At 36.5% G+C, this 11,995-nt stretch carries 13 protein-coding genes; all 13 read left to right on the forward strand.

Annotated elements, in window-relative coordinates:
- The first annotated feature begins 74 nt into the window (after window positions 1-74).
- The 13 genes from JOE23_RS01310 (at window position 75) to JOE23_RS01370 (ending at window position 11,771) form a co-directional block, all read left to right on the forward strand.
- Window positions 75-665 carry a DUF6470 family protein gene (locus JOE23_RS01310; RefSeq protein WP_204435490.1) on the forward strand — a complete coding sequence of 197 codons (591 nt, stop codon included), beginning with the start codon at window positions 75-77 and terminating at the stop codon, window positions 663-665.
- A 17-nt stretch (window positions 666-682) separates the two neighbouring features.
- Window positions 683-1,123 carry a flagellar assembly protein FliW gene (gene fliW, locus JOE23_RS01315; protein WP_204435491.1) on the forward strand — a complete coding sequence of 147 codons (441 nt, stop codon included), beginning with the start codon at window positions 683-685 and terminating at the stop codon, window positions 1,121-1,123.
- A 1-nt stretch (window position 1,124) separates the two neighbouring features.
- A complete protein-coding gene (gene csrA / locus JOE23_RS01320; RefSeq protein WP_204435492.1) occupies window positions 1,125-1,343 on the forward strand; it encodes a carbon storage regulator CsrA in 219 nt (72 codons plus the stop codon).
- A gap of 136 nt (window positions 1,344-1,479) precedes the next feature.
- A complete protein-coding gene (hag, locus tag JOE23_RS01325; protein ID WP_204435493.1) occupies window positions 1,480-2,322 on the forward strand; it encodes a flagellin Hag in 843 nt (280 codons plus the stop codon).
- Window positions 2,323-2,460: 138 nt separating this feature from the next.
- Window positions 2,461-3,069, forward strand: a complete 609-nt coding sequence (locus JOE23_RS01330; protein ID WP_204435494.1) for a hypothetical protein — start codon at window positions 2,461-2,463, stop codon at window positions 3,067-3,069.
- Entirely contained in the window at window positions 3,059-4,918 is a 1,860-nt protein-coding gene (locus JOE23_RS01335) for a motility associated factor glycosyltransferase family protein (RefSeq protein WP_204435495.1), read from the forward strand. Before JOE23_RS01330 ends, JOE23_RS01335 begins: the two co-directional genes overlap by 11 nt.
- Before the next feature lie 136 nt (window positions 4,919-5,054).
- The gene (locus tag JOE23_RS01340; RefSeq protein WP_204435496.1) at window positions 5,055-6,035 is read left to right on the forward strand and encodes an NAD-dependent 4,6-dehydratase LegB; all 981 of its coding nucleotides are present in this window, start codon (window positions 5,055-5,057) and stop codon (window positions 6,033-6,035) included.
- 10 nt (window positions 6,036-6,045) lie between these two features.
- Window positions 6,046-7,236 carry a LegC family aminotransferase gene (locus JOE23_RS01345; protein WP_204435497.1) on the forward strand — a complete coding sequence of 397 codons (1,191 nt, stop codon included), beginning with the start codon at window positions 6,046-6,048 and terminating at the stop codon, window positions 7,234-7,236.
- Window positions 7,233-8,279, forward strand: coding sequence for a sugar phosphate nucleotidyltransferase (locus tag JOE23_RS01350; RefSeq protein WP_204435498.1), 1,047 nt, complete (start codon window positions 7,233-7,235; stop codon window positions 8,277-8,279). Before JOE23_RS01345 ends, JOE23_RS01350 begins: the two co-directional genes overlap by 4 nt.
- A complete protein-coding gene (locus JOE23_RS01355; protein WP_204435499.1) occupies window positions 8,269-8,913 on the forward strand; it encodes an acetyltransferase in 645 nt (214 codons plus the stop codon). The genes JOE23_RS01350 and JOE23_RS01355 overlap by 11 nt, the downstream gene beginning before the upstream one ends.
- Window positions 8,910-9,902, forward strand: coding sequence for an N-acetylneuraminate synthase (neuB, locus tag JOE23_RS01360; RefSeq protein WP_204435500.1), 993 nt, complete (start codon window positions 8,910-8,912; stop codon window positions 9,900-9,902). The genes JOE23_RS01355 and neuB overlap by 4 nt, the downstream gene beginning before the upstream one ends.
- A complete protein-coding gene (neuC, locus tag JOE23_RS01365; RefSeq protein WP_204435501.1) occupies window positions 9,899-11,065 on the forward strand; it encodes a UDP-N-acetylglucosamine 2-epimerase in 1,167 nt (388 codons plus the stop codon). Before neuB ends, neuC begins: the two co-directional genes overlap by 4 nt.
- A gap of 1 nt (window position 11,066) precedes the next feature.
- Window positions 11,067-11,771: an acylneuraminate cytidylyltransferase family protein gene (locus JOE23_RS01370; RefSeq protein WP_204435502.1), complete on the forward strand. Its 705-nt coding sequence runs from the start codon at window positions 11,067-11,069 to the stop codon at window positions 11,769-11,771.
- Window positions 11,772-11,995: the final 224 nt, after the last annotated feature.

An 11,995-nucleotide genomic window follows, 5' to 3' on the forward strand; every position in this document is an offset into this window, starting at 1 on the left:
TTGTCACTGATGTGACGAGCTTTTTTGCACGATTGTTCATTTGTTTTTATATCAATGACACAGGAAGTGATGATATGCGTTTACCACAAGTGCGATTGCAATCGCAACAAGCATTAATTTCAATTGAGACTGAGCGCGCACAAGTACAGATGCAACAACCAAAAGCAACACAAGAGATTCAACAGCCACAAGCAGAGGTGACGATAAACACGACGCCATCTCGCCTTACCATTGATCAGTCTCAAGCATGGTATGATATGGGGTTGAAAAGTGTTAAACAAGCCCATCAAGATGAGGCGAAGCGTGGCTATCAAAAGGTACTAGAAGGCATTGCACGACGCGTTAATGATGGTAATGAGCAAATGAAGATCGAAAATGGTGGGGCCCCGTTAATTACTCAAGCAGTGAGACATGCGTACAAGCCAGAAAAGCAATTTAACATTGGTTGGATTCCATCGACATTTGCAGTTAAGACGGATTATCAGCCAGCAGAGGTCGATATTCGTGTTAATGTTAATGCACCGATGATTCGCAATACACCGAATAAGCCAATCATGTCCTATTCACCAGGCTATGCGCGAACGGGAATCAGACAAGAAAATGATCTGCAAGTTGATTTTGAACCGCTTGTTTTTCGCAATTTTCAATTTGAAATGTCAATCTAATGAAGAAGGGCTGAATTATGAAGATACAAACCAAATATTTCGGAGAAGTAGAAATTAATGAACAACACATCATGACCTTCCCAAACGGCTTACCAGGGTTTCAAAATCAGAAACAATTTATTCTGATGGATTTACCTGATAATCCGGTGTTTCAAATTTTACAATCGATTGAGCAAGAAACGGTAGCTTTTGTCTTAGCAAGTCCTTATCAATTTTATCAAGATTATCACATTGATTTAGATGATAGCATTCTTGAACAATTATCAATTACAAGACCGGAAGACGTTCGTGTCTATGGTATTTTAACTTTAAACGACGATTTTGAGAAAAGTACGATTAATTTACAAGCACCAATCATTTTAAATGATAAAAAACATTTGGCTAAGCAGTATATTACTAACGATCCAAATTACGCAACACGCGCCCCAATCGTGCCTGTTGGAAAGCAGGGGGTATAAGATGCTTGTTCTGACACGAAAGCTAAACGAATCGATTAAAATCGGTGATAATATTGAAGTGAAAATAGTTGCCATTGATGGTGATCAAATTAAGTTAGGGATCTCTGCCCCTAAAAATATCGACATTCATCGCAAGGAAATCTACCTCGATATCCAACAGGAAAATAGCAAAGCAACAAATAATGAAATCAATCTACTAAATTTTTTTAAAAAAAGATAAAAAAAACACTTAACTTTTCATTTCCTGATCCGATATTACTATTGTAAGCAAACAACAGAATGAAAGACGGCCGCTTTCGTTCTGTATTTGCGCCATAAGGATGTGGCAAATTATATAACTCAAGGAGGAATTTATCGTGAGAATTAATCACAATATTGCGGCGTTAAACACACACCGCCAACTAACAGGAAACCAAAATGGTGTTCAAAGTTCATTAGAAAAATTATCTTCAGGTCTTCGTATTAACCGTGCAGGAGATGACGCAGCTGGTCTTGCAATCTCTGAAAAAATGCGTGGTCAAATCCGTGGTCTTGAAATGGCTACTAAGAACTCACAAGATGGTATTTCTTTAATCCAAACAGCTGAAGGTGCATTAACTGAAACACATGCGATCCTTCAACGTATGCGTGAATTGACTGTTCAAGCAGGTAACCTGGGTACACAACAAGATGAAGATTTACAATCTATTCAAGATGAATTAGCTGCACTTATTGCAGAAATTGATGATACTGCTGAACGTACACAGTTTAATGGTAAAAATTTATTAACGGGTGATTTCGCTTCAGGAACAGCTGATTTGATTTTCCAAATTGGTGCAAATTCAGGGCAGCAATTAACCGTTAATATTGAAGATATGCGAGCAGCTGAGTTAGGCAGTGGAGTTGATGATATTGATGTAACAGAATTCGGGTCAGGTGGCGATTTTGACGATGCTGTTGCTAAAATTGATTCTGCAATTGAAGCAGTTTCTTCTCAACGTTCAGCACTTGGTGCGGTACAAAACCGTCTTGAGCATACAATCAACAACTTAGGTGCCTCTCAAGAAAACTTAACAGCTGCTGAATCACGTATCCGTGACGTAGATATGGCGAAAGAAATGATGGAATTCACTAAGAATAACATCCTTACTCAAGCTTCTCAATCTATGTTGGCACAAGCTAACCAAACACCTCAAGGTGTATTACAATTATTACAATAATTTTTTTAAAAAGCTATCTCTACTGAGATAGCTTTTTTTTGAGTAAAAGTTGTCAATCTGTCGGATTGAATTGAACTTCGGATGGTTTTGTCGATATAATAGATAACGAATAAAAATATAATGAATGGGGTTTATACAATGATCGTGACGATTGGCACAAAACAAAAAACATTTGAAAATCATATAGAATCGGTAACTCCGTTAATAAAATGGATTGAAGAAGTGGTTAATGAATCAGACAAGCATTTTAGTCATTTACTTATTGACGATCAAGAGGTGCATGAACAATTTGATCTCGTTATTTCCGATAAAATTACTGAAATTGAAAAGATAGAAGTTGTGTTAAAGACGGAATCAGAACTTTTAAATGAGCTGTATTTGTCTGGAGAAGCCTATTTAATTCGAGCTTTACCAGAAATAGAAAAGTTAACCGAGAAATTTTATCAGACGCCTGATCAAGAGGCTTGGGGAGGGCTAGAACAGCTAATCGAAGGGATAACTTGGCTTGACCAGCTATATGAGGCGATAGACCAAGCAAGGAAACAACCATTAAATTGGGATAAATTTACTTTTATTTATACAAAACTTCGGATGGAATTGGTTAATTTAGAAGATGCTATAAAAATGAGAGATCAAACGTTAATTGCAGACATTATAAATTATGAGGTCATGCCAATAATGGAAGAACTCAAATTAGTATTTACTGCATGCATAGATCAAGAAGGTGAAAGAAAAGATGTTAATTGATAATATTGTTTTATTAAAAGAAAGGTTTCCCCAGATACGAGAAATGTTGATCGACTTTGAAGAAAATCAGGGTGCCACCGAGGTGAAAAAAGTCAATTCAAAAAGTGGGAAGGTAACCTTACAGGTTAGTAGTGATGATGATTTTTATTATTTGCATAGTAAGTATGATCCAGTAAATGAAGCTACTCGACTCATAAAACAGTATATCAAAAAGGTCGAAGCGTGTGATCATATCTTTTTTTATGGGATTGGATTAGCCTATCATGTTGAGGTATTAATGCAGAAGTATCCAAATAAGACCTTTACATTATATGAACCAAATGTTGAAATAATGTATCATTATTTATCAGAAAAACAACTAGCTCAACTACCTCTTGAACAGTTGGATACGATCCATATTGAAAAAGATAGAAACAGTAGATTGCAGTTTTTAACTCGCTTTTTTTCTAGACTAAACAAAAAAGTTTTGTTAGTTCCATTACCAAGTTATGAGAGAATTTTTAACGATAGCTACCTTGAATTTATTCATGATTTTAAAGAAAAAGTTACAAACAATAGAATGGCTTTACATGTGAACTTATCTTATCAAGTGCGTTGGACATTAAACGCTGTGAAGAATCTTCCATTACTGTTGAAAACACCCAATATTATGTTGGATGTAAACAATAAGTATTTTTCTAATAAACCTGCTATTATTGTATCGGCAGGTCCTTCATTGACTGAAGAAATAGATAATCTAAGATATATAAAGCAGAAAGGATTAGCTTATATTTTTTCAGTAGGATCAGCGATTAATACACTAATTGATTATGATATTTATCCTGATGCAGCCTGCACCTATGATCCGACAGAAAAGAACCAGGTTGTTTTTGATAAACTTAAAGAGAGAAATATTAAGGAAATACCTTTAATCTTTGGGAGTTCAGTAGGGTTTGAAACGTTAGAGGACTATCCAGGCGCATTGATTCATATGGTTACAAATCAAGATAACATTTCTCCAACACTACTGAAAAATCGAGAAAGAGCACATGAAGTTGTGGTAGATTCTCCATCAATTGCCATCATTACCCTTCAACTTTTGATGAGATTGGGGTTTTCAAAAATTATCTTAGTGGGTCAGAACCTCGCATACAAAAATGAGAAAAGTTACGCTGAGGGAATTGATTATAATGAAAAATATAATCATATTTCGGATGAAGTAAAGAAAAATTTGATAACGGTAGAATCTGTAGACGGAAGTGAACTACTAACGAGTAAGAGTTTTCTTCGAATGAAGAAAAGTTTAGAGCATTATATTGCTAATAATGAGGGTGCTGAGATTTTAAACACGACAACAGGTGGGGCTAAAATTACTGGTGCTCCTTTTATAAGGTTAACAGATGTGATAAAGACAAAACTAGTCGATAAAGACATTGTAGACTCTATGTGGTTAAATGAAAAACCGAACTATGATCTTGATTATACAAAAAAACAGGTCAATTTTATGGTTGAAAATGAAGTGAAATTAAATGAAGATTTACAGACCATTTCAAACATATTAAAGAGAATGAACTTAAAAGCAAATTCAAGCGGAAAATCAATTAATAAATTAATTAACCAATTTGAAAAAACGTTCAAATCTATTACAGGAAATACGTTTTATCTATCATTTATTTTACCAACTATAAAGGTGAATTACGACGTATTGGTAAGAAACAGTAAGGAAATAAGTTTTGAATATGATCAACAGAGAAAAGTTGCATTAATCAACAAGCACTATGGAAATTATATAACTAATGTTATGAAAAGCTATCATTATATCTCTCGTTACTATAAGGAGATGCTTGAACAAATAAAAAATCATGAATGATTCCCAAATTAGCAGTGTTTCAGGTTAAATTTTTTTTAAAAATATTATCCCATTTGTCACTAAGAAGTTTATTTATGTCAATGTAATATTTTGACATCCACTACAAAGGGGAAATATAGTAAGGGTGAATTAATAAATGAAAAAAATCTTAGTTACCGGTGCCGATGGTTTTATAGGAAGTCATTTAACCGAAGCGTTAGTAAAAAAAGGATATAAAGTAAAAGCATTTGCTTATTACAACTCCTTTAATAGTTGGGGGTGGCTAGATACATTACCAAAAGAAATCATAAAAGATGTTGAGGTATTTACTGGAGATATCAGAGATCCAAATGGTGTGAAAGAAGCCATGAAAGGGATGGATGAAGTTTATCATTTAGCCGCCCTTATTGCCATCCCTTTTAGCTATCATTCGCCAGATACGTATGTTGATACCAACATCAAAGGAACTTTAAATGTATTACAAGCAGGGCGCGAATTAGAAACCTCGCGTTTATTAATAACTTCCACATCTGAAGTTTATGGGACAGCACAGTATGTGCCGATTGATGAAAATCACCCTTACCAAGGCCAATCCCCCTATTCAGCGACAAAAATAGGAGCCGACCGTTTGGCTGAATCTTTTTATCGGAGCTTTGATCTGCCAATTAGTATTGTTCGTCCCTTTAATACTTACGGTCCTCGTCAATCAGCCCGAGCTGTTATTCCAACCATTATTACGCAACTTCTAGCCGGACGAGAAGAGATTCAACTCGGATCACTAACACCAACGCGTGATTTTAATTTTGTGAAAGATACAGTCAATGGGTTTATAGAAATAGCTGAGTCTGATAAAACCATTGGTGAAGAAATTAATATTGCGACTCAAGATGAAATTTCAATTGGACAACTTGCAGAAGAATTAATTCGACAAATTAACCCTAAGGCACAAATTACATGTGATGAGCAACGTCTTCGTCCTGAAAATAGTGAAGTGAATCGTTTGTTAGGTTCTAATGAAAAAATCATGCGTTTAACCAATTGGAAACCCGATTACTCTTTCGAACAAGGATTGGCAGAAACGATTGAGTTTTTCCGAAACCATCTAGATCAATACAAATCCGATATTTATAACATTTAGGAGGGCTGTTATGCGTAAACCTTTTATTCCGCTCTCTGTACCCAGTTTGCAGGGGAATGAGTTGAAGTATGTTACAGAAGCTATTGAAACAGAATGGGTGTCAACTGCGGGTCCTTACATTCAACAGTTTGAGGAGAAGGTATCTGGATATGTGAAGGCGAAAGGTGCCGTTGCTGTCCAAAACGGCACGGCAGGATTACATACTGCGCTTCAGTTATTAGGTGTAAGTAGTGCTGATGAAGTCATTGTTCCGACGTTAACTTTTATTGCGGCTGTTAACCCAATAAAATATTGCGGTGCAGATCCTATATTTATGGATTGTGATGATTCGCTTGGACTCGATCCTCATAAGCTGCAAGCTTATTTTGAAAAGGAATGTGTGTTTCAAGATGGTGTTTTGAGAAATAAATCAACAGACAAGACCATAAAAGCAATTGTTGTTGTTCATGTATTTGGTAACCTTGCAGATATGGAAGGTATTATGAAAATTGCGGAGCGCTACCAGTTACCTGTCATTGAAGATGCCACAGAAGCGTTGGGCAGTTATTACACCAGTGGTCGCTACGCCCAACAGTATGCGGGGACAATTGGGACACTAGGTGTTTATTCCTTCAATGGTAATAAAATTATCACAACGGGTGGAGGGGGGATGATCGTTTCAAACAACATCAAGTTAATCGACCGCGCACGTTATTTAACGACACAAGCAAAGCGTGACTCACTCTATTATATTCATGATGACATTGGCTTTAATTATCGGATGACCAATATACAGGCAGCTTTAGGGATAGCACAGTTAGAGCAACTGGAAACGTTTATTGAAACAAAAAAACAAAACTATTTCCAATACAAAAAAGAACTAGCAGAAGTAAATGGCCTTAACCTTTTATCCTTCCGAAAAGATACACGTCCAAACTATTGGTTTTATGCAATAGAGGTAGATAAAAGTTTTGGACATTCACGTCATAAATTGATTGAACTTTTAGGGAATCATCATATTCAAGCGCGTCCAATATGGGATTTGATACACCAACAAATCCCATACAAAAAAAACTGTGCTTATACAATTGAAACAGCCCCTAAATATTTAGAATCTGTGATTAATTTACCGTGTAGCTCAAATCTAGCCAAAAATGATGTGAGTTTTATTGTAGCTACCTTAAAAAGGCTTAGTGCAGGCATTGAGGAGGACAAATCATGAATGTGAGAGATTTTTTAATTAGTGAAAACTCAACTATGCTTGAAGCAATGGCAGTATTGGATCAAGTAGCAAAAAAAGTATTATTCATAGAACGGAATAATAAGCTTGTTGCAGCCATTACAGATGGAGATATTCGGCGATGGATTCTCAAAAAAGGAAACCTTGATGCACAAGTGAAGGAAATTGCTAATTATAATCCAAAATATATTTATGAAAAAGATCGTTCTACTGCTCGACAACAGATGAAAGCATTATCGATTGAAGCCTTACCCGTGCTGTCTGAAGAGGGGAAACTTACTTCTGTTGTTTTATGGAATGATGAAGTGAAAAACAGGACAAAATTCGATCTTCCTGTTGTGATGATGGCTGGTGGGTTTGGAACACGGCTTTATCCATACACGCGGATTTTACCAAAGCCTTTAATTCCGATTGGAGATATCCCGATTGCTGAGCATATCATTAATCGATTTCACGAAGTTGGTAGTTCTGAATTTCATTTGATTGTGAATCATAAAAAAAATATGATTAAAGCTTATTTTAATGAAATTGATCGTCAGTATAACGTATTTTATGCAGATGAAGAGGTCCCACTTGGAACAGGTGGTGGGTTGAGTCTGCTTAAGGATAAAATAAATTCAACGTTCGTATTAACCAATTGTGATATTTTAATTGAAGAAGATTATGATAAAATATACCAATATCATAAAAAACATAAGAACCTTGTGACTATGGTTTGTTCATTAAAAAACGTTAAAATCCCATATGGCGTCATTGAAATCGGTGAGCAGGGGAACATTGAAGCGATGAAGGAAAAACCAGAATTTTCTTTCTTCACTAATACAGGCATGTATATTGTTGAACCGGAAGTTATTGAAGAGTTAGAGGATAATCAGTCGATTGGGTTCCCTGATATTATTGAAAAACACCAAAAGGCAGGAGAAAAGATTGGTGTGTTTCCTATTAGTGAAGAAGCATGGTTAGATATGGGGCAAATAGACGAGATGGAAAAAATGCGGAAGAGGTTAGAGAGAGATGACGCGTAATTTATTGCTCATTGGTGGTGGAGGCCATTGTAAGTCGGTTTTAAATAGTCTCTATGAGAATAAAGAATTTGACGAAATAGCTATTATTGATCGCCAAGAGAAAGTTGGTAGCTTTATTTTAGGGACACCAATTATCGGTACAGACGAAGATTTACCGAAATTGTTTAGCGAGGGATATAAAGAGGCCTTTGTTACGATAGGAAGCGTCGGTAATCCTTCATTACGGGTGCGATTAACAAAAGAATTAAAAGTAATTGGGTTTAGCTTACCTAACATTGTAGATGAAACCGCCACGGTAAGTACTTATAGTGAGTTATCTGACGGGATATATGTTGGAAAGCAAGCTGTAATTAATGCGGATGTTAAAGTTGGAGAAGGCACCATTATCAATAGTTGTGCGTTAGTAGAACATGAGTGTATGATTGGTGATTTCGTTCATCTTGCTCCCCGTAGTGTGTTATGTGGGGGAGTAGAGGTCCGAGATCGAACACATATCGGAGCAAATAGTGTCATCCGACAACAAGTAACCATCGGAACAGATGTCATGATCGGTATGGGAAGTGTTGTATTACGCCATATGAAAGCCGGCGTAATCGCGTATGGTAATCCGTGTAAGGAGGTATCATCGAAATGAGTGTCTATATTATTGCCGAAGCTGGTGTTAATCACAACGGTGATCTTGAAATAGCAAAAGAATTAGTAGACAAAGCAAAAGAAGCTGGTGTCGACTGTATTAAATTTCAAACGTTTGTTTCTAAAAAATTAGCTTCAAAGAAAGCCCAAACAGCAACATATCAGTCGAAGCAGGGACAAGTAGAAAGCCAATTAGATATGTTGAAAAGGCTTGAATTATCTTTTGAGGCATTTGTTGAGTTACACAACTATTGTATGGAACGGGGAATTGAATTTCTTTCTACTGGCTTTGATTTTGATAGTATCAACTTTTTAGATCAGCTGGGCATGAGTAGATGGAAAATTCCTTCTGGTGAAATAACGAACTTACCTTATTTAGTGAAAATTGCAACGTTGAACAAACCGATTATCCTATCGACAGGAATGGCGACCATGGACGATGTGACAGCTGCCGTTGGTGTTTTAAAAACACATGGTGTGGAAGACCTCACGATCTTGCACTGTACCACAGAATATCCAACTCCATACGGAGAAGTCAATTTACGTGCAATGGAGACGCTCCGTAATCAATTTAAAGTCCCTGTTGGGTATTCTGATCATACGATGGGAATCGAAGTTCCTGTTGCCGCAGTAGCGATGGGAGCAAAGGTGATTGAAAAGCATTTTACGTTGGATCGTACTATGGAAGGACCAGATCACCAAGCAAGCCTAGAACCCAATGAATTAGCTAAAATGGTTCAGTCGATTCGTCACATTGAGACGGCTTTAGGTGATGGCGTAAAAGAGCCAAGTCCATCAGAACAGAAAAATATGACTGTTGCAAGAAAGAGTATTGTTGCTAAAAAAAACATTCAAGCTGGAGAAGTATTTAGTGATGAGAACCTTACGGTCAAACGACCGGGCCATGGTATCAGTCCGATGAAATGGTTTGATATCCTTGGAACCAAGGCTACACGTGATTTCTTAGAAGATGAGTTGATTGAACAATGAAACGGATATGTATATTAACGGCAACTCGTGCTGAGTATGGCTTATTAAAGCCGCTACTTGATCGATTGACAAATGAACAGAGTATAGATTTAAAAATTGTGGCTACAGGCGCTCACCTTTCGCCAGAGTTCGGATTAACCTATCGCGATATTGAAAGTGATGGTTTCTGCATAGATAAAAAAATAGAAATCTTAGTAAGTGCCGATTCACCAGCATCGATTTCAAAATCCATGGGACTTGCGATGATGGGTTTTGCAGATTATTTTTCAGAAAATAAACCTGATCTTCTAGTTGTGTTAGGGGATCGTTATGAAACCTTAGCCGTGGCAATAGTCGCAATGAACGAACGTATCCCCATCGCACACCTTTACGGAGGAGAAACGACAGAGGGAGCAATCGATGAGTCGATTCGCCATGCGATTACGAAGTTAAGCTATTTACATTTTACAAGCACATCAGCTTATCGGGACCGTGTGATTCAATTAGGTGAAGACCCAACCAGAGTATATACGGTTGGTGGTTTAGGGGTAGAGAATATCTTGCAGTACGATCTTATGTCAAAAGAAGAGTTAGTCAACGCGATCAACTTTAATTTAAATCGTCCGTATGCTATGGTTACCTTTCATCCGGTCACCTTAGAAGATAATCGAGTAGAAGAGCAATGTCAAGCTTTACTGAATGCGATTGCCTCTTATCCAAAGATGCAATTTGTTTTCACAAAAGCCAATGCAGATGCTCATGGGCGGATTATTAATGCCATGATCGATAAATACGTGGAAGAGCATCATCATGCGGTAGCCTTCACCTCACTTGGGTTAAGAAGATATTTAAGTGGCTTACGTTATGCAACATGTGTAATCGGAAACTCCTCTAGTGGTTTATTAGAAGCGCCTAGTTTTGGCATTCCAACGATCAATATAGGGGACCGTCAAAGAGGAAGATTGGAAGCAAGTAGTGTTATTACCTGTCACCCCAGTGAGTTAGAGATAAAAAAAGCCATTGAAATAGCGCTCAGTCCCGAATTTAGGCAAAAGGCAAAAGAAACGATTAATCCTTATGGTGATGGAAATACATCGGAAAAGATTGTAACAAAAATAAACGATTTTCTAAAAAATGATAAAATAGAATTGAAGAAAACATTTTATGATTGTGGAGGGAAATAACATGAAAGCTTTAGCGGTTATTCCAGCAAGAAGTGGCTCGAAAGGTTTGGTTAATAAAAATATTCGCTTATTGAATGGAAAACCCCTCCTTGCTTATACGATCGAAGCAGCTATTCATTCCAGAAAATTTAGTAAAGTGATCGTATCGACGGACTCGTCAGAATATGCAGGCATCGCTAGACAATATGGAGCAAAAGTGCCTTTTTTACGAGCCGAGCATTTAGCAACCGATACCGCGTCTTCTTGGGACGTTGTCAGAGAAGTTTTAACTTATTATCTAAATAAAGGAGAAAATTTTAATCTAGTTGGACTACTGCAGCCCACTTCTCCTTTACGCACCTCTGATGATATCATTAGTGCATTTGATTTGTTTGATAAAAAGAAGGCAAGGTCTGTGGTATCCGTTTGCGAAGTAGATCATTCTCCCGTACTATCAAATGTTTTGCCTGATAGTCTATCAATGGAAACTTTTATTTCAAAGGCACACACTGATTTAAGAAGGCAGGAATTAGAAGTGTATTATCGGTTGAATGGAGCTATTTATCTTACGTATGTCCAAGATGTTTTAGAGGGGAAAAGCTTATACAATCAGGATTCATATGCATATATTATGTCAAAGAAGCATTCTGTAGATATTGATGAAGAGTTAGATTTTAAGGTTGCAGACATGTTAATGGATAAAGATAATAAGGTTTACTTTAATTAAAAATATTCTTGAAGATAAAGATAATCTACATCTTAGGTTATGTTATCTAATTCAAGTATAATCTGATTCCAAATTATTCAATTTAAAAGCAAACAAATATTTAGAACAATTTATCAAAAAATGATGTAAAAATATTGAAAATTTAAAGTGCCAAGGAACTAGATCTAAACACTGGGAATTAGTAAAGAAAAATTAAACTATAGTAGTTATCATGATATGTATAA

It is taken from the genome of Amphibacillus cookii (assembly GCF_016908375.1).
Classification (GTDB): domain Bacteria; phylum Bacillota; class Bacilli; order Bacillales; family Amphibacillaceae; genus Amphibacillus_C; species Amphibacillus_C cookii.